At 51.8% G+C, this 26,024-nt stretch carries 20 protein-coding genes and 1 tRNA gene; 8 read left to right on the top strand and 13 right to left on the bottom strand.

The genetic code is table 11. The annotated features are described in order from the left end of the window. The first annotated feature begins 164 nt into the window (after positions 1 to 164). The 4 genes from NAI64_RS06525 (at position 165) to NAI64_RS06510 (ending at position 3,741) form a co-directional block, all read left to right on the top strand. Positions 165 to 1,097: a transporter gene (locus NAI64_RS06525; protein WP_269298934.1), complete on the top strand. Its 933-nt coding sequence runs from the start codon at positions 165 to 167 to the stop codon at positions 1,095 to 1,097. A 167-nt stretch (positions 1,098 to 1,264) separates the two neighbouring features. Beyond that, on the top strand, positions 1,265 to 2,653 hold the full coding sequence (locus NAI64_RS06520) for a DUF389 domain-containing protein (protein WP_269298932.1): 1,389 nt from the start codon (positions 1,265 to 1,267) through the stop codon (positions 2,651 to 2,653). After that, positions 2,650 to 2,982, top strand: coding sequence for an MOSC domain-containing protein (locus NAI64_RS06515; RefSeq protein WP_269298930.1), 333 nt, complete (start codon positions 2,650 to 2,652; stop codon positions 2,980 to 2,982). Before NAI64_RS06520 ends, NAI64_RS06515 begins: the two co-directional genes overlap by 4 nt. Before the next feature lie 402 nt (positions 2,983 to 3,384). After that, the gene (locus tag NAI64_RS06510; RefSeq protein ID WP_269298928.1) at positions 3,385 to 3,741 is read left to right on the top strand and encodes a hypothetical protein; all 357 of its coding nucleotides are present in this window, start codon (positions 3,385 to 3,387) and stop codon (positions 3,739 to 3,741) included. Between the two features lie 751 nt (positions 3,742 to 4,492). On the opposite strand, the gene NAI64_RS06505 is transcribed toward NAI64_RS06510, so the two are convergent. Beyond that, positions 4,493 to 4,583: transfer RNA gene (locus NAI64_RS06505), tRNA-Ser, on the bottom strand. A 150-nt stretch (positions 4,584 to 4,733) separates the two neighbouring features. Between NAI64_RS06505 and map the strand changes: the two genes are divergently transcribed. The 3 genes from map to NAI64_RS06490 are packed head-to-tail and all read left to right on the top strand — an operon-like array spanning position 4,734 to position 8,889. Continuing rightward, the gene (gene map, locus NAI64_RS06500) at positions 4,734 to 5,555 is read left to right on the top strand and encodes a type I methionyl aminopeptidase (protein WP_269298926.1); all 822 of its coding nucleotides are present in this window, start codon (positions 4,734 to 4,736) and stop codon (positions 5,553 to 5,555) included. Next, positions 5,552 to 8,122, top strand: coding sequence for a [protein-PII] uridylyltransferase (locus NAI64_RS06495; RefSeq protein WP_269298924.1), 2,571 nt, complete (start codon positions 5,552 to 5,554; stop codon positions 8,120 to 8,122). The genes map and NAI64_RS06495 overlap by 4 nt, the downstream gene beginning before the upstream one ends. 20 nt (positions 8,123 to 8,142) lie before the next feature. After that, a complete protein-coding gene (locus tag NAI64_RS06490; RefSeq protein ID WP_269298923.1) occupies positions 8,143 to 8,889 on the top strand; it encodes a pseudouridine synthase in 747 nt (248 codons plus the stop codon). A 39-nt stretch (positions 8,890 to 8,928) separates the two neighbouring features. On the opposite strand, the gene def is transcribed toward NAI64_RS06490, so the two are convergent. The 5 genes from def to smc are packed head-to-tail and all read right to left on the bottom strand — an operon-like array spanning position 8,929 to position 17,028. Continuing rightward, entirely contained in the window at positions 8,929 to 9,453 is a 525-nt protein-coding gene (def, locus tag NAI64_RS06485; protein ID WP_269298921.1) for a peptide deformylase, read from the bottom strand. A gap of 7 nt (positions 9,454 to 9,460) precedes the next feature. After that, positions 9,461 to 10,345: a UTP--glucose-1-phosphate uridylyltransferase GalU gene (galU, locus tag NAI64_RS06480; protein WP_269298919.1), complete on the bottom strand. Its 885-nt coding sequence runs from the start codon at positions 10,343 to 10,345 to the stop codon at positions 9,461 to 9,463. Then, on the bottom strand, positions 10,329 to 12,386 hold the full coding sequence (gene ligA, locus NAI64_RS06475; protein WP_269298917.1) for an NAD-dependent DNA ligase LigA: 2,058 nt from the start codon (positions 12,384 to 12,386) through the stop codon (positions 10,329 to 10,331). Before ligA ends, galU begins: the two co-directional genes overlap by 17 nt. Positions 12,387 to 12,388: 2 nt before the next feature. Continuing rightward, complete coding sequence (locus tag NAI64_RS06470) at positions 12,389 to 13,498, bottom strand: cell division protein ZipA C-terminal FtsZ-binding domain-containing protein (protein ID WP_269298916.1); 1,110 nt, start codon at positions 13,496 to 13,498, stop codon at positions 12,389 to 12,391. After that, on the bottom strand, positions 13,495 to 17,028 hold the full coding sequence (gene smc / locus NAI64_RS06465; RefSeq protein WP_269298914.1) for a chromosome segregation protein SMC: 3,534 nt from the start codon (positions 17,026 to 17,028) through the stop codon (positions 13,495 to 13,497). Before smc ends, NAI64_RS06470 begins: the two co-directional genes overlap by 4 nt. A 236-nt stretch (positions 17,029 to 17,264) precedes the next feature. Here smc and NAI64_RS06460 point away from each other — a divergent pair, with 236 nt between their 5' ends. Further along, positions 17,265 to 18,398 (top strand): serine hydrolase, encoded by a 1,134-nt coding sequence (locus NAI64_RS06460; protein ID WP_269298912.1) that lies wholly within the window; start codon positions 17,265 to 17,267, stop codon positions 18,396 to 18,398. 55 nt (positions 18,399 to 18,453) lie between these two features. Here the strand turns inward: NAI64_RS06460 and NAI64_RS06455 are convergent, their stop codons facing one another. The 7 genes from NAI64_RS06455 to der form a co-directional block, all read right to left on the bottom strand. Continuing rightward, on the bottom strand, positions 18,454 to 19,755 hold the full coding sequence (locus tag NAI64_RS06455; protein ID WP_269298910.1) for an adenylosuccinate synthase: 1,302 nt from the start codon (positions 19,753 to 19,755) through the stop codon (positions 18,454 to 18,456). Positions 19,756 to 19,763: 8 nt separating this feature from the next. Further along, positions 19,764 to 20,927: an ATP phosphoribosyltransferase regulatory subunit gene (locus NAI64_RS06450; protein WP_269298908.1), complete on the bottom strand. Its 1,164-nt coding sequence runs from the start codon at positions 20,925 to 20,927 to the stop codon at positions 19,764 to 19,766. A 62-nt stretch (positions 20,928 to 20,989) separates the two neighbouring features. Beyond that, a complete protein-coding gene (hflC, locus tag NAI64_RS06445) occupies positions 20,990 to 21,862 on the bottom strand; it encodes a protease modulator HflC (RefSeq protein WP_269298907.1) in 873 nt (290 codons plus the stop codon). After that, on the bottom strand, positions 21,862 to 23,106 hold the full coding sequence (gene hflK, locus NAI64_RS06440) for an FtsH protease activity modulator HflK (RefSeq protein ID WP_269298906.1): 1,245 nt from the start codon (positions 23,104 to 23,106) through the stop codon (positions 21,862 to 21,864). Before hflK ends, hflC begins: the two co-directional genes overlap by 1 nt. 27 nt (positions 23,107 to 23,133) lie before the next feature. Continuing rightward, positions 23,134 to 24,273, bottom strand: coding sequence for a GTPase HflX (hflX, locus tag NAI64_RS06435; RefSeq protein ID WP_269298903.1), 1,140 nt, complete (start codon positions 24,271 to 24,273; stop codon positions 23,134 to 23,136). 26 nt (positions 24,274 to 24,299) lie between these two features. Next, positions 24,300 to 24,539 carry an RNA chaperone Hfq gene (gene hfq / locus NAI64_RS06430; protein WP_269298901.1) on the bottom strand — a complete coding sequence of 80 codons (240 nt, stop codon included), beginning with the start codon at positions 24,537 to 24,539 and terminating at the stop codon, positions 24,300 to 24,302. A gap of 144 nt (positions 24,540 to 24,683) precedes the next feature. Next, the gene (gene der / locus NAI64_RS06425; protein ID WP_269298899.1) at positions 24,684 to 26,021 is read right to left on the bottom strand and encodes a ribosome biogenesis GTPase Der; all 1,338 of its coding nucleotides are present in this window, start codon (positions 26,019 to 26,021) and stop codon (positions 24,684 to 24,686) included. Positions 26,022 to 26,024: the final 3 nt, after the last annotated feature.

The following is a 26,024-nucleotide window of genomic DNA, read 5'->3' as shown; positions in this document are numbered from 1 at the left end:
GTCATCGTCTATGAATTTCCGGTACGCCATATACATTGCATATTCTTTTCCTCCAGTGCATGGGGGTATAAAATGATTCGGGGAGCCGGTTATTCGAATCACGCACCGTCGGCGGAACCCGTTCAAACCGGCACAGTATCATTTCAGGCTCATTCCGGTACACCATGCTTTCCGTACTCTTGCGTTTTTTGCGAAACTGGGCATTGCCGCTGGCCATGCTGGCCGGCGCAGCAGGCTATCCGGTTTTCATACATCTGTCGTTTCTCACTCCCTGGCTCATCTTCACAATGCTCTTGCTGACCTTCTGCAAGGTTCCTTTCAGCGATCTTCATTTCAAACCGGTTCATCTCTGGCTGTTGCTTGTACAGATCGGTGGCGCAGTACTGGTCTATCTGTCACTCAGACCCTTCAATGTTTTCGCGGCCGAGGGTGCCTTCATCTGCGTCATCGCACCGACGGCCACGGCTGCTGCCGTCATTACCGACAAACTCGGCGGCAGTGCGGCAAGCCTGACCAGCTACACGCTTTTGGGCAATATCGGAACGGCGATCGCAGCGCCATTGCTTTTTCCGCTGATCCATCCGCTGGGACAAAACATCGGCTTTTTCACATCATTTCTCATCATCCTGAAAAAGGTATTTCCCTTGTTGATCTGTCCATTTGTCACAGCCATGATCATCCGGCGCTATCTGCCGAAACTGCATGCGAAAATGACCAGTTACCATGAAGCAGCCTTCTATCTCTGGGCCGTCGCCCTTATTGTCGTCATGGCGCAGACCGTCAATACCCTGATCAATGAACCGGAAGACGGCATGACTGAAATCTGGATCGCGCTTGCAGCCATGGTCGTATGCTGTCTGCAATTTTTCATCGGCAAGCGAATCGGTGCCCGTTATCAGGAACGCATCAGCGGTGGCCAGTCGCTGGGACAAAAGAACACCATCCTCGCGATCTGGATGGCACACGTGTACATGACGCCCATATCCGCCATCGGTGCCGGTTCCTATGTCGTCTGGCAAAACATTATCAATTCATGGCAACTCTGGAAACAGCGTAAAAACGAAGAAGCGGGACAAACTATTCAAAAAGAAACCTGATATTTGCATTCTGCAAATCTTTCCTGTCGCAAACGTCCTGTTTTGCCACATGGTTTTTGTTGTCCGTCAATTCCTTTTGAAAACGGACAGCCATGTCGTTTGCATGAAATTCTTTTTTTGTCCATCATGAAAGCACACCGTCAAACGGTTTTACCGGAAAACATATCATGAACCCAGTCACCCCGGACATCGGTCAGTGGACACAGCGAATCAGAAATGCGCTGGTCAAACGTTTCAGCCTGCGCATGGATCAGGCAGACGACAGTGAAATCGACAAGAACATCCGTGACGGTATTGAACTCAACGGTACCTATCTCTGGACATTGATGTGCGCCATACTGGTCGCTTCGATCGGGCTGAATATCAATTCCACCCCTGTCATCATCGGTGCCATGCTGATTTCGCCACTCATGGGTCCAATCATGGGCATCGGTTATGGCGTCGGCATCTACGATTTCCGGCTGATCCACCGCGCACTCAAGAATCTGGTCATCGCCACCGTCATCAGCTTCATCACATCTGCCCTGTACTTTTACATTTCACCCCTGGATACGGCGCAGTCTGAATTGCTGGCCAGAACTTCTCCGACATTATGGGACTTGTTGATCGCGCTGTTCGGTGGAATGGCTGGCATTATCGGCGTTACCCGCAAGGAAAAATCGAATGTCATACCGGGGGTCGCCATCGCAACCGCATTGATGCCGCCGTTATGTACCGCGGCATACGGATTCGTACATGGCAATATCGCCTATTTTCTGGGAGCGATGTATCTGTATCTGCTCAACTGCATCTATATCGCCGTTTCCTCCATTCTGATCGTCTGGTTCATCCGGCCGATCTCGCGACGCAAGATAGATGACAAACGCCGCTTCAGACTCCGGCTGTTTCTGATATCCGTGGTTTTCGTCAGCTTCGTACCCAGCGTATTCATTGCCGTCCATTTCGTCCACAACCAGATATTCAGCCGGAACGTCACCAATTTCATCAACCATGAACTGGTTTTCAAAAAAACTTTCCCGATCAGTTACAAGGCATCCTACCGTGACAAAACCATCGACATCGTACTGGTCGGGCAACAACTCGACGAAACAACGCTATCCGGAATCGAAAAAAGCCTGCCCCGATACGGTCTTTCCGGGACACGCCTCGTTTTCCAGCAAGCCGGTTTCCATCAGGAAGACCTGAACGCCATCAAGGCATCGCTGACCAAAGACATACTGGCGAACAACCAGCAGGAAGCAGAGAAAAAAGAACAAATCCTCAAGGCACTTCAGGAAGAAGCACAATCCGCCACACTTCGTGCCAAGGCGGAAAAAGAAAAACGCTACGCCGGCATCGCCAGCGAAGTTTATGTCCAGTACCCTGACGTCGCCGAATTGTTCTTTTCCGACGCCTATGTTTCTCGCCAGAAAAACGGCTTGGGCGTTCAGGAAATACCCGCCGTTATCGTGGTCTGCAAAAAAACCCTGAAAAAAGATATCCAGACAAAAATCAGGCAATGGCTCAGACTGCGCATGGCAGCAGAAAATCTGGAAGTGGTTTTCGTCAACAGTTGAAGTCTGCGGAAACGGGCAGCCACATCGATCCCACTTCCGGATACCTGACTGCCAGGGAGCACCACTTTGCCGGAACAGGCAAACCGCCCGGATTCACGCATGCAAGCGACCTTTATCCCTGCTGGATAAAATTCCTGCCCGACCGTACATCGCTTTTACAAAGTCCCGTCACATTCAGCGAAAACATCGCATCACAGGGCATGACCGAACATATCGTCTGCATCGGAGATATTTTCCGTATCCGTCATGTTTTGGTACAAGTCTCCTTCGGACGTGAGGCATGCCACACCATGAACGAGCGTTTCGGACGAAATGATATGGCCAGTTAAATGCACCGTCTTTCATACAACGGCTGGTTTTACCGTGTACTGAAAGAAAGCTTCGCACAAGCGGGCGATTTCGTTTTTCTCACGAAGCGACAGCAACCGGAATAGACTGTCGCACGCGCCAGCACTACCTTTTCGGCAAATCCATGGAGCGGCAGATTCTAAAAGCCCCGGGACAGCTTCCGGGACTTTCTCCTGTCTGTCGCAACCTTTTCAGCAAACGGCTGGAAACAGGACATCCGGAAGACACCGGATATTGAACCGATGTCCTTGCATGCCACAGCCGACGAGCTGCGCCGCGCAAGCCGGTAGTAACCATCTTGCCCATGTCCATGCGAATGATTTAAACTGCGCGCGGTACCGGTAAACACACCGCTACCTACTTTAATTCGGAAAGGATCATCCATGCACGACACCGCCAATCTCTCCGCAAAACTGGAACAGGTGAAAAAACGCATCTCACAGGCACTGGCCGAATATGCAGTCAACTGGGAAGCCATGCAGGGTACGCTTGATCACAATGACCTGACCGGTTTCCTGTCGGTATGGGATGAAGAATTCGCCAAACTGCTCAAGGAACCTGTCCAGAAAGACATCCTGTTCCAGCTTGCCAACCTGTTGAACAACCTGGAAATTCAGCTCGATATGCTGCGCGGCAAAAAAAACTGGCAAACGATTGCGGAAGAGTCCGCAGCTTCCACAGGTGAACTGCCGCCTGAACTGGAAGCGATTCGCAAGACTGTCGACGCCACAACCATCTGATGTCCGATGCATGAACAACCGGCCTGAAGGCGGAATATCCTTTCAGGCACATCTTTCTGTCCTGCGACACTTTCCACTGGCATCTCCTGACAAATACAAGACGCCCTATCCAACGATATGGCGCCTTGCTTTCCATACCATTACTTACCCAGCACATCTTTTCCAGTCAGTGGAAAACTTCCGGCTATTGCCTTGACTTTCCACACAAATTTCCAATGTTGTGACCGCAGCATGACATATCGCCAGATATTCCCAGTCAAACATGCCACATTGTACTTTTTCACATTTTCTGTGGAAAAGTCATGGAACAACCAGATTTTTTCGTTAAAATTCATATACTTGATTTAAACGGTTACATTTTGCGCAGATATCATCACGCCATAATCCATCCTGTTTTCCCTGTCAAGGAAAAGGTTTGTATACAAATTTCGACAGTTGGAACCGCAACCGCTTGACTTTTCCGTTATCCACGCAAACCTGTGGATAACCTTGTGGAGAAAAGCCGGAAAGCGTTTATTGACGCCATATTCAACAGATTGCCCGGGTTTTGTGCATGCCTGTCATTACATGACTTCCGGTTATTTTACGTGTACAAAAACCCCGATCTTTCCGAACACCCTTGCAACAGGGATACTGGCAGGTATCGGCGCGACAGGACGTGAAAAACCTTTCCTTCCAGATTCATGGCAAACAAGGGAGACGGGCACGGCAAAACGGGAAGATAAAAAAACGGCATTTTAGCCGTTTGATTTGGCGGAAAGGGAGGGATTTGAACCCTCGATACGGGGTTACCGTATACCGGATTTCGAGTCCGGCGCATTCGACCACTCTGCCACCTTTCCGAATTCTGAACTACAGGCAGGTTGAATTGATTATTATAGCAGAAATACTGTTTATTTCATAACTATTATTGCATCTGTTGTGTTTCTTGCGATGATGCCTGGCTTATAATAAATGCTTCATATTCCTATCTGACAGACACGCAACCCACAATGGCAAAGATTTATATCAAGAATGCCGAACAGATCGAAGGCATTCGCAAGGCCAGTCAACTGGCAGCCGAAGTACTCGACTATATCGCACCGTTTGTCAAACCCGGCGTCAGTACGGGCGAACTGGACAAGCGCTGCCATGAATTCATCACCGATCATGACGCCGTTCCGGCACCGCTGAACTATTGCCCGCCCGGATATACACCATATCCGAAGGCAACCTGCATTTCGCTTAACGACGTGGTTTGCCATGGCATCCCGAATTTCAACAAATTGCTGAAAAAGGGCGACATCCTGAATATCGATATTACGGTCATCAAGGACGGCTATTATGGCGATACCAGCCGGATGTATTTCGCCGGCGAACCGTCCATCATGGCAAAACGGCTTTCGAAAATCACATATGAAAGCATGTGGCTGGGGATCGATGCTGTGAGACCCGGAGCGCACTTCGGCGATATCGGACACGTCATCCAGCAATATGCCGAAGATGCCGGTTACAGTGTGGTACGCGAATTCTGTGGCCATGGCGTCGGCATCGAATTTCATGAAGAACCGCAAGTTTTGCATTACGGTCGTCCGGGCACCATGGAAGAAATGAAACCCGGCATGATTTTTACCATCGAACCGATGATCAATGCCGGTGGGAAGGCGATTCGTTCCATGCCTGACGGCTGGACGATCCGGACAAAAGATCGCAGCCTCTCCGCACAATGGGAACATACCGTACTGGTCACCGATACGGGTTATGAAGTGCTGACGGTTTCTCCGGAAATGCCGCATCCGCCCCATTTCATCAAAAAGAAAAACCAGCCACAGTGACGAAACCTGCCGACAATTCACTGAAAGAACGTCTTGGCACCCTGCGCAATGCCGCAATCGGTGCCTACAAAGACGCACCGCATCCGCAACGTCTTTTGAAGACGCTGTGCAAACATGTCGACCGTATTCTGATCGAGGCATGGCAACAAACCGGCCTGCCGTCCGAACACGTACTGGTTGCAGTGGGAGGATATGGCCGTGGCGAGCTGTATCCCTATTCGGATATCGATGTCCTGATTTTGCTGAACCGGACACCCGACAGTGAATTGCAGCAGAAAATCGAGTCGCTTATCCAGTGTTTCTGGTCCCTGGGTCTTACGATAGGCCACAGTGTCCGGACCATTGAAGAATGTCTCGAAGAATCGGCACACGACATCACGATCCAGACCAGCCTTCTGGAAGCGCGCTATGTAACGGGCAGCAGGCAACTGTTCCGCAGGATGAAAACACGTTATGACGAACAGATGAACGCACAAGCGTTTTTCATCGCCAAAATGCTGGAGACACGACAACGTCACGTCAAGCTGGGCGATACGCCATACAGTCTGGAACCCAACTGCAAGGAAAGTCCTGGCGGGCTGCGCGACTTGCAAGTCATTCTGTGGGCGGCCAAAGCAGCGAAACTGGGCAACTCATGGAACGAACTGGCACAACGCGGATTGATCACACCTTCCGAAGCGCAACAGCTCCGCAAGAAAGAACGGGCTTTCAAGGATATCCGGATCCGCCTGCACATTCAGGCACAACGATGTGAAGACAGGTTGCTGTTCGATCTGCAAATGCCGGTAGCCGAAACCTTCCGTTTCAGCAAAAACGGAGAGCTGCTGAACCGCCGTGCGGCCAGCGAATACATGATGCAGCGTTACTATCGCGCCGCACATACCGTTACACAGCTCAACATCATCCTCTTGCAAAACCTGCACGCAAGGCTGTTCCCGAAACCCAGCCTGCCCGTACGGATAAACGACCGCTTCAATGAAGTCAACAACCATGTCGATATCACGAACGACAAGGTGTTTCTCGATCATCCGTCTGCATTGCTCGAAGTATTTTATTTGCTTTCCCAACGCTCGGATCTCAAGAACATGACGGCGCGGACCTTGCGTGCGATGTGGCATGCCAGAATCCATATCGACCGTACTTTCCGCAACGATTCGACCAACCAGTCCTTTTTCCTGCGCATACTGAAATCACCACGTTTCGCGGCACGAGCCCTGCAACATATGAACGAACTGGGCATACTGGGGCGCTATCTGCCCAATTTCGGCAAAATCGTGGGACAAATGCAGCATGACCTGTTCCATCAATATACTGTCGATCAGCATATTCTGACAGTGATCGCCAACCTGCACCGTTTCTCGCTGGCGGAGTATGCGCATGAAAATCCCCTGTGCAGCCAGCTGATGACCAGTTTCGACAAACCCTGGCTATTGTATGTCGCCGCCCTGTTTCACGATATCGCGAAAGGACGCGGTGGTGATCACTCACTTCTCGGCATGCAGGACGCCAGACGGTTCTGCAAACAGCATCGCCTGAGTCCGGCCGATACCGAACTGATCGTCTTTCTGGTTCGCGAGCATCTGACCTTGTCACAGGTTGCACAGAAAAAAGACTTGTCCGATCCGGATGTCATCCGCGATTTTGCGGAACGTGTCGGTAGCGAACGTTACCTGACAGCACTGTATCTGCTGACGGTCGCCGATATTCGCGGAACCAATCCGCAAATCTGGAACGCATGGAAAAGCAAACTGCTTGAAGACCTGTTCCATCTGACATTGCGGGTACTGGGTGGCGAAGAAATCTCTGTCGATCACGAACTGAAAAAACGCCAGAAAGAAGCGCTGGCGACCTTGCGCCTGTACGGCTTGCCCGAAGATGCACACGTCGCCTTCTGGAAACAGCTCGATATTGTCTATTTTCTCCGGCATGATGCATCGGATATCGCATGGCAGACACGGACGCTGTACTGGCGAGCCAATTCATCGGAACCGGTGGTCAAGTGCCGTCTGTCGCCGATAGGTGAAGGATTGCAGGTCACAGTCTATATGCTCGATCGCGCCGACCTGTTCGCACGGATATGCAGCTATTTCGACAGGAAAAATTTCAGCATTCTGGATGCCAAGATTCACACCACAATTCATGATTATGCACTCGATACCTTTCTGGTCACACGTCAGGGGTTCGAAAAAAACTATCGGGACATCATTTCGCTGGTCGAACATGAACTGACGGAATTGCTGAAGTCACCCAGCGAACTGCCACCACCTTCCAAACCACGTCTGTCACGCAAGTCACGTTCTTTCCCTGTCTCACCGACACTCGATCTGCGACCTGATGCCAGCGGCAAATGTTTTGTGCTGTCTATCACCGCCAACGACCGGACGGGCCTGCTTTATTCGATCGCACAGGTATTCAGCCGCTACAAGGTCAATCTGCATACGGCGAAAATCATGACGTTGGGTGAACGGATCGAGGACGTTTTCCTGATAGACAGCGAAATGCTCCAGCATCCCCGTGCGCAAATCCAATTTGAAACGGATATGATCGATATTCTGAAAATCGACTGATATGTTATGGGCAAAATACGATGAATGAACCTGTCCGCCTTTCGAAACGCATGTCAGAACTGGGCCTTTGTTCCAGACGTGAAGCCGATGAATGGATCGAAAAAGGATGGGTCAGGGTTGACGGGCAAATTATCTCGCAACTGGGCAGCAAGGTACTGCCCCACCAGAAAATCACTGTCGACAAACAGGCTTCCCGCGAACAGGCCGGGAAAGTGACGATTTTGCTCAACAAACCTGTCGGCTATGTCAGCGGACAGGCTGAGGATGGCTACAAACCGGCCGTTTCCCTGATTTCCGAAGCGACTCACTGGAAAAACGACCCGTCGAAAGAAAAGTTCAGGCCGTCACAGTTGCGCCATCTCGTACCGGCAGGACGGCTCGATATTGATTCTGTCGGCCTGCTCGTTTTGACGCAGGATGGACGTATTGCCAAACAACTGATCGGTGAACAATCCACTACCGACAAGGAATATCTGGTACGCGTACGCTATCTGAAACCCGGCCGTTTGCCTGATAGCGACCTTGAACGCTTGCGGCACGGTTTGAAACTCGACGGCAAACCGCTGATGCCGGCAAAGGTGAACTGGCAAAACGAGGATCAGTTGCGCTTCGTCCTGCGCGAAGGCAAAAAACGGCAAATCAGAAGGATGTGCGAGGCGGTAGGTTTGAAAGTCGTCGGTCTGAAGCGGATACGTATCGGCAAGGTCAGACTGGGCAATCTTCCGCCCGGCCAGTGGCGTTACCTCGGTCCGGACGAAACGTTCTGATCCGTCAAAACCGTTTCTCCTGCTCCAGGCCGCAAGGGATCATTCGTCCTCGTCTTCGTCGAAGGCTTCCGAAAAACCGAACAGATCGAGATCGGGCATCCGCATCGGATACAAAATACCGTCGAGATGATCGCATTCATGCTGGACGACCCGTGCATGGAAACCGTCTGCCTCACGACTGATTTTGTTGCCGAACTGGTCAAATCCCTCATAGCGGATTTTTTTCCAGCGCGGCACAACCCCGCGCATACCCGGCACTGACAGACATCCTTCCCATCCCTCGTCGAATTCATCGGTCAATGGCGTCATGACCGGATTGATGAGTACTGTCTTGGGAACCGGCGGTGCGTCAGGATACCGGTTGTTTTCATCGTAACCGAAAATCACCACCCGTTTGAGTACACCGATCTGAGGAGCAGCCAATCCCGCACCATCCGCTGCATACATGGTATCGAACATATCGGCGATCAGATCGTGGAGTTCCGGTGTGTTGAACACTTTAACCGGTTCGGATTCCCTTAACAAACGGGAATGTCCCATCTTCAGGATTTTTCGTACAGCCATAGGATATTCATTCCGATAAATGCAAATCGCACAAAAATTGCCTGAACTCCTCACGTACTTGCGGATGCTTCAGGCCCATTGTCACCATCGCCTGCAAATAACCGACCTTGGAACCACAGTCGAATCGCTGTCCCTCGAAATGATAGGCACACACTGTTTCCCTGGCGATCAGTTTCGCAATTCCGTCGGTCAACTGAATTTCTCCTCCCGATCCCTTCCCAAGCGTTTCAAGGCACCCGAAAATGGCCGGATTGAGAATATAACGTCCGACAACCGCCAGTGTGGAAGGCGCTTTTTCAGGTACCGGTTTTTCGACAATGGCTTTGACATGCTCCAGCCCCGTGCGATACGGCAAGGCATCGACGATCCCGTATTGCATGGTATATTGCCGCGCGACATTCTGGACAGCCAGAATACTGGAGGACTCCTTCTCATACAAATCCACCATCTGTTTCAAAACCGATGGCCGACCTTCATCGACCGTCATGAAATCATCCGCAAGCAATACGGCAAACGGTTCGTTGCCGACAACCGGACGGGCGCACAAAACAGCATGGCCCAGACCCAGCGGTTGTACTTGCCGGATATAGATACACGTCACGTTTTTCGGCAATATTTTCTGGATCTGTTCCAGCAATCCGGTTTTTCCGGCCGCTTCCAGCTCGGTTTCCAGTTCGTAGGCCTTGTCGAAATGGTCCTCGATCGCCCGTTTGTTGCGTCCGGTAATGAAAATCAGTTCGTTGATTCCGGCAGATACTGCTTCTTCCACAGCATACTGGATCAACGGTTTGTCCACGATGGGCAACATTTCTTTCGGCTGCGCTTTCGTCGCAGGCAAAAAACGGCTGCCCAGCCCGGCAACCGGAAATACGGCTTTAGTTATTTTCGTCATGTTTCACCAGTCGCAAAAAAGCATCCTCATCCAGAATGCGGATTCCCAGTTCCTGCGCTTTCGCCAGTTTGCTGCCAGGTTCCTTGCCTGCCAGCACATAATCGGTTTTCCGGGATACCGCACTCACAACCTGACCGCCATACTGCCTGATTATTTCAGCAGCCTCTTCACGCGTCAATGACGGCAAGGTACCGGTCAATACGAATTTCAGGTTCTGCAAAGGCGATACCACCGGTTTTTCCGTTACGGTCTGTTCCGGCCACTGTATACCACAGGCTTTCAGTTTCCCGATCAACGCGCGATTGCGTTCATCGGCGAAAAAACGGATCAACGAATCCGCCACCACCGGCCCGATATCGTCTATTGCCAGCAACTGCTCCTCATTGGCCTGCATCAGATCGTCGAGATTGCCGAAATGTGCCGCCAGCGAACGTGCCGTCGTTTCTCCGACATGACGGATACCCAGTGCATACAGAAAACGTGCCAGTGTCGTTTGTCGCGACTTGTCCAGTTCTCCCAGCAGATTGTCTGCTGACTTTTCCGCCATTCTGTCGAGTCCCGACAAAGTTTCCCTGTCCAGTCTGTACAAGTCCGCCGCATCGGAAATGATTTCCTTGTCCACCAGCTGGTCGATCAATTGTTCGCCCAGTCCTTCGATATTCATGGCTTTTCGGGACGCGAACAGTTGCAAACCGCCCTTCTTTTGCGCCGGGCAATTGATCCACCCTCCGGAACAACGTGCAACCGCTTCGTCTGCAGAACGCACGATCGGCGAACCGCACACAGGACATTCCACCGGCATGACGAATTCTCTGACATCAGCCGTCCGTTTTTCAGGCACGGAGGCGATCACTTCCGGGATGACATCTCCGGCACGTCTGACAATCACCGTATCGCCGATCCGGATATCTTTTCGCCTGATTTCGTCTTCATTATGCAAGGTAGCATTGGTCACCGTCACGCCGGAAACGAATACCGGTTTCAGACGAGCGACCGGCGTAATCGCGCCGGTACGCCCGACCTGCACATCGATACCGGTCACTTCCGTCATGACTTCCTGTGCAGGGAACTTGTGTGCCAGCGCAAACCGCGGTGCCCTGGAGATAAATCCCAATGCTTCCTGCTCCGAGCGACGGTTGACCTTGTAAACCACACCGTCTATTTCATAGGGCAACGTATCACGTTTCGCACCGATTTCACCGAAAAATTTCATCAGCCCGGCCAGACCACGGACGACTTTACGCTCATTACAGACCGGAATCCCCATCTGCATGAACCATTCCATCATCTTGCCCTGTGTCTCCGGTAACGGAACTCCCTCCAGTTCTCCGATCCCATAGGCAAAAAATTTGAGCTGTCTGGACGCCGTAATCTGCGAGTCAAGCTGCCGCAGACTGCCTGCCGCCGCATTGCGGGGATTGACGAATTCCTTTTGTCCGCTTTCGCGCTGACGCCGGTTCAGATCACGAAAAGCTTCCTTGAACATCAGCACTTCGCCACGTACTTCCAGAATATCCGGCGGAGCCAGATCCAGCAGGCGCAACGGGATGGAACGAATCGTCCGGATATTTTCCGTAATGTTTTCTCCGTTGGTACCGTCTCCGCGCGTCGCGGCCTGAACCAGTATGCCCTTTTCATACCGCAAATTGACCGCCAGTCCGTCGAACTTGAGCTCGGCTTCATATTCCACCTTGCCGATACCCAGCTCCTCTGCGATACGCCGGTCGAACGCCGCCACATCCGCTTCGGAAAAGCCGTTTTGCAACGACAACATGGGAACGCGGTGCGTCACTTTTTCGAATTGCGCAAGCGGCGTTCCCCCCACCCGTCGAGTCGGTGAATCCGGCGTCACCAGTTCCGGATGAGCGGCTTCAAGCGCCTGCAATTCGGCGAAGAGGCGGTCGTATTCTGAATCGGGAACGATCGGTGCATCCAGGACATAATAGGCATGACCATACCGCGCCAGATCACGGCGCAAGGCCTCTGCACGTTTTTCAGGTTCTTCCTGATCCTGCCCTGTGCTGAACAAGTCGGTCTGCATGATCAACCGAACAATCTCATCGCACGATATGAACCGGCCGGTATGGTACCTTTTTGCATATCACGGTAAAAATCGTTGACCTGTCCGGCGATTTCCTCGATAAACTTGTCCGTGAGCAACTGGTTGCCATCATCAATCAACGCACCGTCCAGACGGATACACAACGCTTTTCCGCACTGGATCATTTGCGTGAAACCGTCCAGTTCCTGTGCGACGCAGGGAACGTCCATCAGCAACGTCAGTCGTGTCGCGGTTTCGGAAGCAGCCAGTTCGTTGGTGGAAAGGGTAAACAGAACGGCTCCCTTTTCCTTGTCTTTCATGACAAACAGACCATCAGGACGCGCTTCGAATCCCTGTTTTTCCAGTGCAGTCGTCAGTGTAACCATTTGCCAGGGCGCACCGTTACTGCGGATGCTGATGCCCAGTTTAGCATCATGATCCGATACGAACTGATAAAGCTGTCTGGCTCTTTCGATCACTTCCGCCATTTCCGGAATTTCAGGTTCCGCGCCGATGGCATCGGCGATCTGGCGCAGGCGCATCAGCAATTCGGAATATTCGATCTCGTTCAATGCACCATTGCGATTGGCCAGCAATACGCATGCCCTGATCTGGCGATAACTCTGACCCGGCACAATTGCCTGCCAGTCTTTTCCGACATCCTCGCCATCCGGCATTCCCAGAAACCGGACCGGTTTGTTGCCCGTATAACGCAATGACTGGAGATGCGGCAATATTTTTTCGGCACGCAGGCTTTCTTCCATCACCAGTGTCACAGGCAGTTCTATCAGCTCGTCCACAGGCATTTCCGGTACCTTCTGCACAATGACTGGCTCGCCTGCCATGTCTTCACCCTCAGTCGGTGACAACGTCGGCTCGTTTTCCGCGGAAGAAACCGTTTTTTCCGTCTGGATCGTACCGTCCAGTACCGGTTCCTTGCGCTCCGTCCTGTTTTCCGTCTGTGCCGATCCCATCAACACATCTTCAACCGGATCGGAAAACGCCCGTTCGACATGCTTTTTCGCACGATATTCCTGCCATTTGTTATAGGCAATGACCCCGATGACAATCGCTATACCGATACCGATCAGGCTTATCTGTAAATCCGTCATGCTCTTAAGACCTCATTTGAAAATTTCGCCGCATCCTGGATATCCACTGTCACTATCCGTGAAACGCCCTGTTCCTGCATCGTCACACCGACCAGTTCTTCCGCCATCTCCATAGCGATTCTGTTATGTGAGATGAACAGGAACTGGGTCTGTTGCGACATGGTATTCACCATATTGCCGAAACGTTCCGTATTGGCATCATCCAGCGGTGCATCCACTTCATCAAGCAGACAAAAAGGTGCCGGATTCAGCTGAAATAACGAAAAGACTAATGCTATCGCGGTTAGGGCTTTTTCTCCACCGGATAACAGGTGAATTGTGGTATTTTTTTTGCCGGGCGGCTGTGCCATGATCTGGACACCTGCATCCAGAATCTCGTTTCCGGTCATCAGCAACTGCGCATTTCCCCCGCCAAACAGCATGGCAAAAAGTGACTTGAACGACTGGTTGACCTGGTCGAACGTATTTTTCAGCAACATGCGTGTTTCCCTGTCGATCCGTCTGATGGCATCTTCAAGCGTTACGATGGCATCATTCAAGTCTTGGTACTGTTCCTGAAGATAGCGCCGTCTTTTCTCCCCTTCTTCCAGTTCCATTGCCGCCCCCAGATTGACTGCGCCCAGTTTTTCAATCTCAACCGACAAACGACCGATTTCAGCCTGCATGGCCTGTATTTTCGCCTGTGGCGGCAGCGTGCGCGCCAGTTCCACTATATCGGCACCAGCTTCCGACAGTTTCTGGTCATATTGCTCGATATTGAGCCGCGCAGCCTGTTCCTTGAGCTGCAATGCAACTATTTTATCCCGCTGCGGCTGCAAACTTCTTTCCAGCCGCAATCTCTGTTCCAGCAAATTCCGCAATGTTTGCGCAAGTTCATCCAGTTGCGATCTGGCTTCGGCCAGCGAGGCTTCCTGCGCAAGACGCGTATCCAACAGTTCCTGAAGATCATCGTGTGCACCACTATCGTCCAGTTCCTGCAATTCAAGCTGTCCTTGTCCCAGTTCTCCGGCAATCCTTTGTATCTGGCTTTCTGCTGCCTCGATCTGACGCTTGAGTTCCGCCATTCTGTTGAGAAGCGACTCATGTTCGAAGCCGCTTTGCTGTACCTTGCGCTCTGCCTGTCGTATCGTTTCCTGCAAACGCCTGAGATTTTCTTCCCCTGCACTCACCTTGTCATGAAACATGACTTCCTGTTCCTGCCACTGTGCCAGATGCGAATCCAGTTCCTCAAGTTTCTTTTCCTCTTCCAGCAAAGACATTTCCCTGTCGCGCATCAATTCCAGCAATTCGGACAAGTCGGCTTCTATCCGTTCCGACTGCTCATGGTACAACCTGGCTGCTTCTTCCCGTTTCAGAATGGCTAGCCGGCTCTCATGTATACGTTCATTGAACGAAACTGCCTGCTCCTGCCATACACCGACCTGCGTCTTGACTTCCTCGATATCCGCTTCGACATGACGACATTGCCGTTCCGCATCAAGCAATGCTGCATCCTGTTCGCGCTGCTTCTGCTCCAGACGCATGATTTCCTGCTGTCTTGCAAATACGCCATCCAGTTCGGATTCGGCAGCGAAAAACCTGATACTGTATCTGTCCGTCACATGACCTGCCGGCACCACGATACAGGCACCATCAGACAGCATTTCACGATTGCGCAACGCTTCTTCAAGACTGTTCGCCGCATATACATGCGACAACCAGTAACGCAATATCTGTAAAACAGAGGGCTTGTCACACTGCAGCATGTCGGACAGGCGAGGCAATGTGCACTGGTTTTCTTCCATTTTTCCGGTATGACATCCCTGTGATACCGAAAAAAAACAGATTTTTGCGGGGAACACTCCGTCAGCAAAGAGTAACGTGCGATCAAGCGATGAAATCTCCAGTGCCCGCATTCTTTCCGCAAGAGCCACTTCCAGCGCGGTTTCCCAGCCTGTTTCGATATGAACAGACTGCCACAAAGGAGGAAATCCCGCCAGTCCCTGTTTTTCCAGCCAGTCATGCCACTTGCCACCGGACTGTGTTTTTTCCTGCAATTGTTTCAAGGCATCCAGACGGGCCTGACCATGCATGCATTGCGCATGACAAGCGTTCAACTGTTCATGCCTGAGCCGGTATTGTTTTTCCAGTTCGGGAATACGCGATTTTGATGACTCCATGTTCTCACGCATTTCCTCAAGCAGCCATTCCAGTTCCGCCAGTTCTTCACGCCATACGTTCAGTTCATCCATATCCGGCTGAACAGCCTGATTTTGTTGCTGCAACAGCTTTTCCCGTCGCACCTTGCAATCCTGTATGGCATCGTACAGATTTTTATGTCCGGCCGACGAAACGGCAATCTGCTGACGTATCTGCACGATATGCTCATGAATATCATGCGCTTGCTCACGCACTGCGCTGACAGCTTCCTCAGCCTGAGGCAATTCTTGTTCGCGCGACAGCAAATATTCACGTGCCGCCTCCTCATGGAGACTCGCTTCGGAAAGTCGTTCTTTCACGACAGCCAATTCGTCCGAAAAAGATGCGATCTGCCTTGCCCACTGGTCTTTCTGGTTATGGTATGAGCGCAACTGCGTCTGCAAACGCTTTTTCGTTTCCTGTACATACCGGATTTGCGCCTCGATACTGCCGATTTCCGCATTGGTCTGATAAAGCGCTCCCTGCGCGACATGCAAATCACGGTTCGCCATATCATGCGCTTCCCGAATTTTTTCCAGCTCCGCTTCACGCTTGAACAACTCTGTCGTCATGGCTTCCAGTTTCGTTTGCGCCTGAGCGATTTCCTGCGCCAGTTCCGCCTGTTCTCGTACGCCTGCCTGCTTTTGCATCAGCCACAACCACTCCTGCTGCCGCTTCTTCGCCGACACGAGGTTATGGTATTGCATCGCCAGATCGGCCTGAAGACGCAATTTCTCCAGGTTCTGGTCCAGTTCATGCAAAATATCGGTCACACGATTCAGATTCTCACGTGTGTCGGAAAGCCTGTTTTCCGTCTCACGACGTCTTTCGCGATATTTCGAAACGCCTGCCGCCTCTTCCAGAAAAACTCGCAATTCATCCGGTCTCGCCTCGATAATGCGTGCAATCATCCCCTGACCGATAATCGCATACGCTCTCGGCCCCAGACCGGTTCCCAAAAAAATATCCTGCACATCCCGGCGACGTACCGGCAAATTGTTGATGTAATAGGTGGAACCACCCTCACGGGTCAGGATACGTTTGACTGCCAGCTCGTTATACTGGCCCCATTGACCGGCGACACGACCATCGCTATTGTCGAATACCAGTTCGACAGAGGCTCTTCCGGCCGGTTTGCGTTGTGTCGTTCCGTTGAAAATCACGTCCTTCATCGATTCACCACGCAATTCGGATGCACGCGATTCACCAAGCACCCAGCGTACAGCATCGATGATGTTCGATTTGCCACATCCGTTCGGACCCACCACACCGATCCGCTGCCCGTTGATCCGGATCACCGTTGGATCGACAAACGATTTGAAACCCGACAATTTGATCGACGTTAAACGCACCGGATAAAAAACCCTTTCATAAAGTCATAATCATAACATCCACCGGTCATGAAAATCGTCGTCCGCATATAGCAGAACCGTAATGTAATCCGTTGACCAACGAAATGCCGCTCTCTACATGTAATGAAACAACTATTGACGGTAACTGCTTGCCATTTCTCAGTTTTTACATTTTTTCCGTTCTGGCCAACTGACTTTTTGGGTATACTGAAAGCCTTGTCTACAGGAGCGTTATCATGCACAAAATCATAAGCGGATTATTGTCACTGATCATCTTGTGCGTTTTCACAGCCACCCCCGGACTGGCTGCTTCCCAAAAAACCGCAAAGGCTCCTGCACGAAAAACAGCGGCTAAAACCGCTCCGCAACGCAAAAGTAACCGCACATCTCCTGTCGCACGACAAAACACCGCCCAATCAAAAAACAGAAAGGCACGCATTGTCTCGACGAAAAACGGTCGCAGCACCAAAAAACTGGCTTCGCTGGATAAACGCAACCTGCGTGGAAAAAACAGGATGACTTACCGGAAAGTTTCATTCAGACGCACAGCACCGGTTGCTCCAAGATATTCTTTCGGTGATCTGGCCGGTCTCAAAGACACCTACGATCCGTTATCCCTGAAATCCAACGCCGCACTGGTTCTGGATGAATCGAACCTGGAAATCCTGTTCGAGAAAAACGGCAATATCGCTCTGCCGATGGCCTCGATCACCAAACTGATGACCGGTCTGGTCGTCGTCGAGTCCATGCAGGACATGAATGAGGTTCTCGAAATCACGGAAGACGATGTCGATACGAAGAAATATACCAGCTCGCGCCTGAAGGTCGGTACCCGAATGACCCGCGCCAACCTGTTGCATCTTGCGCTCATGAGTTCCGAGAACCGCGCTGCGGCAGCACTTGGCAGAAATTATCCGGGTGGGTTACCCGCTTTTGTCGATGCCATGAACATCAAGGCACAAATGCTGGGAATGTCGGACTCGCAGTATGTCGATTCCAGCGGGCTTTCCAGCGGCAACATGGCCAGCGCACGTGATTTGGCGAAACTCGTCATGGCTGCCGCCCAGCATCCGATCCTCAGGCAATATTCGACCGATACGTACTATTCCGTCGATGACGGTATGCACGAAATGCACTACGGCAATACCAACGGACTGGTTCACAATCCGAACTGGCACATCCGCCTGCAGAAGACCGGCTATATTTCCGAGGCAGGACAATGTCTGGTCATGCAAGCTATTATCCAGGGACGTCCTATCGTCATGGTTTTTCTGGACTCCAAGGGCAAGGGAGCACGTCTGGCAGACGCACAACGTATCCACAACTGGCTGACCCATCCTGATTCAATCCATCCGGACCCGAATGTCTGATCCATTACCGCAACAAAAAAGCCGGCAAATGCCGGCTTTTTTATATCCGTTTGGATCAAACCTTGAACGGATGGCGCAAAACCAGCGTTTCTTCGCGATCCGGACCGGTCGATACCATGTCGATCGGCTTGCCGACCAGTTCCTCGATACGCTTGATATAGGCTTGTGCATTCTTCGGCAGTGCATCCATGGATTTCGTGCCGATCGTGTTTTCTTTCCAGCCTGGCAATTCTTCATAGATCGGTTCGCAGCGTCCGGCATCTTCCGCATTGGCAGGGAAAATCGGGATTTCCTTTCCATCAAGCTTGTAACCGACGCAAATCTTGATGGTATCCAGTCCGTCAAGCACATCAAGCTTGGTCAGGCACAAACCGCTCAAGCCGTTCAATTGTGCGGAACGGCGCAACAGGGCTGCATCGAACCAGCCACAACGTCTCGGCCGTCCGGTTACGGTACCGAACTCCATGCCGACCACGGACAAATGCTTGCCGACACCTTCGTCGGTGGACAATTCCGACGGGAAAGGACCTGAACCGACACGGGTCGTGTAGGCTTTGGTGATCCCCAGAATGTAATTGAGCATCCCCGGCCCGATACCCGCACCGGCCGAAACATTGCCCGCCACGCAATTGCTGGACGTGACATACGGATAGGTTCCGTGATCGACATCGAGCATGCTGCCCTGAGCGCCTTCGAAAAGCAGGTTGGCGCCGGATTCATATGCCTGATTGAGCGCCAGCGACACATCAGCGATCAGCGGTTTGATACGCGGTACCACTGCCAGTGCATCCGAGAGGGTCTTCTGGTAATTGACCGGTTCGACCTTGAGATAGTGTTCCAGAACGAAGTTGTGATAATCCATGTTCTGTTTCAGCTTTTCTGCGAAGCGTTCCGGATTGAGCAGGTCGGCGACACGGATGGCACGGCGAGCGACCTTGTCTTCATAGGCCGGGCCGATACCCTTGCCGGTCGTACCGATCTTGGCATCGCCTCTTCTCAATTCACGTGCCAGATCGAGTGCGGTATGGTACGGAAGAATCAGCGGACAGGCTCCGGAAATTTTCAGTCGTGACATGACTTCGACACCAAGCGCCTCGAGCTTGTCGATTTCCCTTAGCAAATCAGGAATGGACAGCACACATCCGTTTCCGATATAGCAGGCGACACCCGGACGCATGATACCGGACGGAATCAGCTGCAATGCCGTTTTCTGACCGCCGATCACCAGTGTATGGCCTGCATTGTGGCCACCCTGGAAACGGACAACGCCCTGGGCATGGTCTGTCAACCAGTCGACAACCTTACCTTTACCCTCATCGCCCCATTGAGTTCCGACTACTATTACGTTTCTGGCCATATCTCCACTCATTCGTTACTTGCTGTTTCTACAATCCAACCACCGCCATTCGCTTCCTGTACCAGATACCGGTCGCAGACAAATTCATCATGTTCCGACCGTGAATCCGGCAATCCGTAAACAACGATTTCTCCCGATGCCCTCAACTCCCTGATCTTTTGCTGCAACGATGCATCATTATTCCATGGAGCCAGAATGGCATGACGTTTTTCGGCTGACGGCAATATCCGCGCCAATTCCCTCAAATCCATGGAAAAACCTGTCGCAGGCCGTGAACGCCCGAAAGCCTCGGCGACATGGTCATAACGCCCGCCTCGTGCAATCGCATTGGGCAGACCCGGTACGTAAGCCGCAAACATGACACCGTTATGATAATGATAGCCATGCATGTCTGCCAGATCGATCGTCACACGCTTGCTGTCAGCCTGTTCGGCCAGATATTCCAGCTCGCCAAGTGCTTTGGCGATTCCTTCTGTATCCGGCAAGACCTTGCGCGCTTCATCGAGTACATTGGTATCGCCATACATATCCGGCAATGCCAGCAATGCCTTTCTGGTATCGGCATGGAAATCTCTTGTCAATTCGATCAGCCCTGGCATATCTTTCGTTTCCAGAAGATCGAAAAGTTGTGCTTCAAAGAGTTGCGCAAGCGGATCGCTGGCGATCAATGCTTTCAGTACGCCAACATGGCTCAGATCCAGACAGACCCCCGCGATACCCGCGGCTTTCAGGGACGACAGGGCAAGTGCCTGTATTTCGGCATCCGCCTCGATACCCTGGTAACCGAATATTTCGGCTCCGATCTGCAAGGGTTCTCGCGTCGCCTGCAATCCGGATGGACGGGTATGCAGGATACTGCCTGCATAGCACAATCTCGTCACAGAATTGCGGTTGAGCAAGTGTGCATCGATCCGGGCAACCTGTGTCGTCATATCGGCACGAACCCCCATGGTACGGCCGGACAGCTGGTCGATCAGCTTGAAGGTATAAATTTCCGTATCCTGTCCCACACCGGTCAGGAGTGATTCAAGATACTCCAGCATGGGCGGAATGACGAGTTCATAACCGTACGAACGGAATTCATCAAGAATGACACGCCGCAAATCTTCCATCTTGCGTGCTTCGGACGGTAGCACGTCCGCGATAAATTCCGGTAAAAGCCAGTTAGGCATGATTCACATTCAGCAAAAAATTTTAATGATAATACAAAGAAGCGCTTTGTACGCAAAAAAGATTATTTTGCGCCTTTCGGATGCTTCATGTAACGGAAAAATTCGGAGCTCGGATCGACGACCAGAATATCTTTCCTGTTTTTGAAACTTTCCTTGTAGGCTTCCAGACTGCGATAAAAACGATAAAACTCAGGATTCTTGCCAAACGCACTCGCATAAATGCGCGCCGCCTTGGCATCGCCTTCCCCTTTTATTTTCTCCGCATCGCGAAACGCTTCCGCAAGAATGACCGTCCGTTGCTTGTCTGCATCCGCACGAATCTTCTCCGACTCGGCTTCCCCGATCGAGCGCAATTCGTTGGCCACACGGGTACGTTCAGATTTCATGCGTTCGAACACGGAATGATTGATCTGCTCGACATAATCGACACGCTTCAGGCGTACATCAATGATTTCCACACCGATATGTTCCGTCTCGCGTGCCATCTTGTTTTTCACGGCTGCCATCATCTCGTCGCGATTGCCTGAAATCACTTCGCTGACCGTGCGTTTGGTGATCTCGTCATTCAGCGCCGCCTTGACGATCTGTGCCATCCGGTCCTGTGTCCGCTGCTCGTCCCCGCCGAAACTGACATAAAACAGCTTCGGATCGACAATGCGCCACTTGACATAGGAATCGACCAGAATGTTCATTTTTTCAGCCGTGATGATCCTGTCCGGCTCATGGGTTTCGGTGGACAAAATCCGCTTGTCGAGAAACAGTACGTTCTGCATCGGTGCAGGCAACTTGAAATACAGGCCGGGTTCCTCAATGATTTCCTTGACTTCACCCATGGCGAAGACGATGGCGTACTGCCGCTGATCCACCACGAAAAGCCCCGTTCCCACTGTCAGCGCCATGACGGCAAAAATGAAAAAGCCGATAACGTACTTCATTATCTTCCTCCTCTTGAGCGGTCATCACGCGCACGCTCCCGTTCGACGCGACCGTTCGATGCCGGCGACTCCGCCGACACCGTGGAAGATGCTGTATCCGTACCGGAATCAGTCGTACCGGTCTGAGAAACCAGCTTGTCCAGCGGCAAATACAACAAATTGTTGCCCGCACGGGTATCGATCATCAGCTTGGTCGTATTGGCGAAAATCTGTTGCATCGTTTCCAGATACATTCTGTCTCGTGTGACCGCTGGCGCTTTCTGGTATTCCGCGACAATCTGTTTGAAACGCGATGTATCGCCCTCGGCATTGGCGATCACTTTTTGCCGGTATGCCTCTGCTTCTTCTTTCAGACGGGCTGCAGCACCCTTTGCTTTCGGTATCACATCGTTGGCATAGGCCTGTCCCTCGTTCTTGAGACGTTCCCGATCCTGTCCGGCCTTGACTGCGTCGTCGAATGCCGCCTGTACCTGTTCGGGGGGTTGCACACCCTGCATGGTCACATTCGTGACCATCACGCCTGAATGGTACTGGTCGAAAATCTGCTGCATGATCTGCTGCGCTTCAGTCGCGATCTGGTCACGACCTTCATACAGCACGAAATCCATTTTCTTGCGCCCGACAACTTCACGGATAGCCGACTCGGCCACCTGTCTGACCATGTCTTCCTGATCGCGATTGTTGAACACCCAGTCAGCCGCATTTTTCAACCGGTACTGGACCGCAAACTGGATATCGACGATATTTTCATCGTTCGTCAACATCAACGCCTCGTTGAGCTGCTTGTTGCGAAGATTGTTGCGATACCCGACCTCGACGGTACGTACCTGCGAAACATTGACGACTTCATGGCTTTGTATTGGCCATGGCATACGCCAGTTGATACCGGACTGAGTGAAGCCGCTGAAACGGCCGAACGTCATGACCACGCCCGTCTGGCCTTCCTGTACTGAATAAAAACCGGTACCGGCCCAGAAAACGATCGCGATGAAAAGAATCAGGCAAAACGCGATCTTGAGCGCACGCGGACGCGTGTCCCGGTCATTGTAGGGATCATTGTCCGGATCTTCCTGCCTGTCGCGTTTCTTTCCCCATTTGAAAAGATTGTTCAACTTGCGGTTGAAATCCTTCCACATCTTTTCGACATCAGGTGGTTTCTCGTCTCCGAAACCCTGCCCATGTCCAAACAGATCGTCACGAAACGGCTCCGGTTTGTGCAAATCGGATGATGGTGAAGGCTGCATGCTAAACACTATGTGAGATGGTTCAAATCAAATACTGGCAATATCGGAATGATTGTCAGGTCTGTTTCTTTCATCCATATCACCTGAACGGGCGTCTTTTTCGTCTTTGGCATATTCGGCGATGGCTTCTCGCAACAAATCCAGCCCTTCACCGGTTCTTGCGCTGGCAAAGACGCGTCTGATTTTACCATACTCGTCCCGCTCGATACCCGGTTTCAGGCCGGCCACATCGATCTTGTTCCAGACCAGCAGTTGCGGAATCCTGTCTGCGCCGATCTCTTCCAGCACAAGATTGACCTGTTCGATCTGTTCATTGCGCATCGGATTGCCAGCATCCACCACATGGAGCAAAAGATCGGCATGAATGGTTTCCTCCAGCGTCGCTCTGAACGCGGCAACCAGCTGGTGCGGCAATTCGCGGATGAAACCGACGGTATCCGAAATCACTACATTGCCGACGTTTTCCAGATAAATCCGTCTGGATGTCGTATCCAGCGTAGCGAAAAGCTGATCAGCGGCGTAAGTACCCGCTTTCGTCATCGTATTGAACAACGTTGACTTGCCGGCATTGGTATAGCCAACCAGCGAAACCGAAAATATCTGGTTGCGATTGCGCGAGCGCCGCTGTGTCTCACGTTGCCGCTGCAATTTCGACAGACGTGTCCGAAGCATGCGAACCCGCTCACCGATAAGACGGCGGTCTGTTTCAAGCTGTGTTTCACCCGGCCCACGCAAACCGATACCGCCTTTTTGCCGTTCCAGATGGGTCCATCCGCGAACCAGACGTGTCATCAGATGCTGCAACTGGGCCAGTTCCACCTGGACTTTCCCTTCATGGCTTTTGGCGCGCTGCGCAAAAATATCCAGAATCAGACTGGTTCTGTCCACTACATTGATATGCAATCGTTTTTCAAGATTGCGCTGCTGCGCGGGCGAAAGCGCATGGTTGAAAATCACCAGCTCGGCTCCGTACAGATGAATCGCTTGCGCTACCTCGTCGACCTTGCCGCTGCCGATATAGAATGCGGCATCGGGACTGGAGCGCTTGCCGGTCACGGTAAAAACAGGTTCCGCACCGGCCGAACGCGCCAGAAGGGTCAGTTCCTCAAGACTTCCGGCATGATCACCTTTTCCGAAATCCACACCGACAAGAATGGCTTTCGTCATGTCAGCAACCCGCTTTCAGGAAAAGATCAGGCATTTTCCTCATCCATCCCCAGGCTGATCGCACGGGAAGGTACCACCGTCGAAATGGCATGCTTGTAAACCATTTGCGTCACACTGTTGCGCAGCAAGACGACATACTGGTCGAACGATTCGACCTGTCCCTGCAACTTGATGCCGTTAATCAGGTAAATGGAAACAGGAATATGCTCCTTGCGCAGGATGTTCAAAAAAGGATCCTGCAACATCTGTCCCTTGTTCACACTCATATTTGACTCCATGAATAATAATTGTTGTTGGATATTGGAGACTGAATACGGCTCGTTGTGCCGCAAATAAAACCATACATCGAAACAGGTCAACTATACCCTATTTGCTTCCCGAAATTATGGTTTGCACCATGCAGAAACCGATTATTTTGCAAACGGATTCTTTCCTGAACGGAATTCGATGCGCAAAGGCGTACCCACCAGCGAAAAGGCATCCCGGAAATGCTTTTCCAGATAACGCTTGTAATCGTCGCCGACATTTTCCAGACTGTTGCCATGAATCACGATCACGGGCGGATTCTGGCCACCCTGATGGGCATAGCGCAATTTCGGTCTGATGGACCCCTGGCGACGTGGTGGCTGTTGGTGAGCGACCGCTTCTTCCAGAACTCTTGTCAAACGTGGCGTTGGCAATTTCGCCATGGCTGCGGCATACGCTGCATCGACAGAACGCATCAGTGAAGCGATACCCGTCGCCTTCAGCGCCGAGACATAATGGAATTTTGCAAAAGAAAGAAAATGAAGCTTGCGCTCGACCTCGGAACGAATTTCCTTGCGTTTGTCCTGAGAAAGGCCATCCCATTTGTTGATACCGACGACCAGCGCACGACCGCTTTCCAGCACGAACCCTGCAATATGTGCATCCTGTTCCGATATATCCTGTCGTGCATCGAGCAGCAACAGTACGACATTCGCTTCCGATATGGCCTGCAAGGTTTTGACAACCGAGAATTTTTCGATTGCCTGAAAGACTTTCCCGCGTTTTCTCAAGCCTGCCGTATCGACCAGCGTATAGTGTTTTCCATCGCGCTCGAAAGGTATTTCGATCGCATCGCGTGTCGTTCCTGGCAAGTCGAATGCGATGACCCGATCTTCACCGAGAAGGGCATTGATCATGGTTGACTTGCCGACATTGGGACGCCCGACGATCGCCAGCCTGATTGACGACTGTTCCGTTTGCGCTTCTTCATCCGACTCATGCACAGCTTCCGGTACCCTTTTCAGCGCCTCGTCAAGCAATGTATAGACACCGTCGCCATGTGCCGACGAAATCACGAGCGGATCGCCAAGCCCCAGTTCATAAAAATCGGCCACGACAGCCGTATATTTCATACCTTCGGCCTTGTTGACCGCCAGAATGACGGGACGATCACATCTGCGCAGATAATCGGTAATGGCCTTGTCATGCGGCGTAATCCCCTGACGTCCATCGACGATGAAAACCACCACATCGGCCTCTGCCACCGCCTGTTTCGTCTGTTTTGCCATTTCCTGCAAAACACCTTCCTTGACGACAGGTTCGAAGCCACCGGTATCGATGACCAGAAAAGGCCTGTCCCCCATCTTTCCTTCACCATAGTGACGATCGCGGGTCAGACCGGGATAATCGGCGACCAGCGCTGCCCTTGAGCGTGTCAGCCGGTTAAATAGCGTGGATTTGCCGACATTGGGACGGCCCACCAAAGCGATAACAGGTTTCATCTT

The organism is Oxalobacter paeniformigenes, from assembly GCF_027158465.1.
Taxonomy (GTDB): domain Bacteria; phylum Pseudomonadota; class Gammaproteobacteria; order Burkholderiales; family Burkholderiaceae_D; genus Oxalobacter; species Oxalobacter paeniformigenes.
Note: the sequence above shows the minus strand (reverse complement) of the source record. Positions and strands in the feature narration are given on the sequence as shown.

Excerpts from the sequence above, each read along its gene's own strand:
- NAI64_RS06525 (WP_269298934.1), top strand. The coding sequence starts at position 165 with ATGCTTTCCGTACTCTTGCGTTTTTTGCGAAACTGGGCATTGCCGCTG.
- NAI64_RS06520 (WP_269298932.1), top strand. The coding sequence starts at position 1,265 with ATGAACCCAGTCACCCCGGACATCGGTCAGTGGACACAGCGAATCAGA.
- NAI64_RS06510 (WP_269298928.1), top strand. The coding sequence starts at position 3,385 with ATGCACGACACCGCCAATCTCTCCGCAAAACTGGAACAGGTGAAAAAA.
- map (WP_269298926.1), top strand. The coding sequence starts at position 4,734 with ATGGCAAAGATTTATATCAAGAATGCCGAACAGATCGAAGGCATTCGC.
- NAI64_RS06490 (WP_269298923.1), top strand. The coding sequence starts at position 8,143 with ATGAATGAACCTGTCCGCCTTTCGAAACGCATGTCAGAACTGGGCCTT.
- def (WP_269298921.1), bottom strand. The coding sequence starts at position 9,453 with ATGGCTGTACGAAAAATCCTGAAGATGGGACATTCCCGTTTGTTAAGG.
- galU (WP_269298919.1), bottom strand. The coding sequence starts at position 10,345 with ATGACGAAAATAACTAAAGCCGTATTTCCGGTTGCCGGGCTGGGCAGC.
- ligA (WP_269298917.1), bottom strand. The coding sequence starts at position 12,386 with ATGCAGACCGACTTGTTCAGCACAGGGCAGGATCAGGAAGAACCTGAA.
- NAI64_RS06470 (WP_269298916.1), bottom strand. The coding sequence starts at position 13,498 with ATGACGGATTTACAGATAAGCCTGATCGGTATCGGTATAGCGATTGTC.
- NAI64_RS06460 (WP_269298912.1), top strand. The coding sequence starts at position 17,265 with ATGCACAAAATCATAAGCGGATTATTGTCACTGATCATCTTGTGCGTT.
- NAI64_RS06455 (WP_269298910.1), bottom strand. The coding sequence starts at position 19,755 with ATGGCCAGAAACGTAATAGTAGTCGGAACTCAATGGGGCGATGAGGGT.
- NAI64_RS06450 (WP_269298908.1), bottom strand. The coding sequence starts at position 20,927 with ATGCCTAACTGGCTTTTACCGGAATTTATCGCGGACGTGCTACCGTCC.
- hflC (WP_269298907.1), bottom strand. The coding sequence starts at position 21,862 with ATGAAGTACGTTATCGGCTTTTTCATTTTTGCCGTCATGGCGCTGACA.
- hflK (WP_269298906.1), bottom strand. The coding sequence starts at position 23,106 with ATGCAGCCTTCACCATCATCCGATTTGCACAAACCGGAGCCGTTTCGT.
- hflX (WP_269298903.1), bottom strand. The coding sequence starts at position 24,273 with ATGACGAAAGCCATTCTTGTCGGTGTGGATTTCGGAAAAGGTGATCAT.
- hfq (WP_269298901.1), bottom strand. The coding sequence starts at position 24,539 with ATGAGTGTGAACAAGGGACAGATGTTGCAGGATCCTTTTTTGAACATC.
- der (WP_269298899.1), bottom strand. The coding sequence starts at position 26,021 with ATGAAACCTGTTATCGCTTTGGTGGGCCGTCCCAATGTCGGCAAATCC.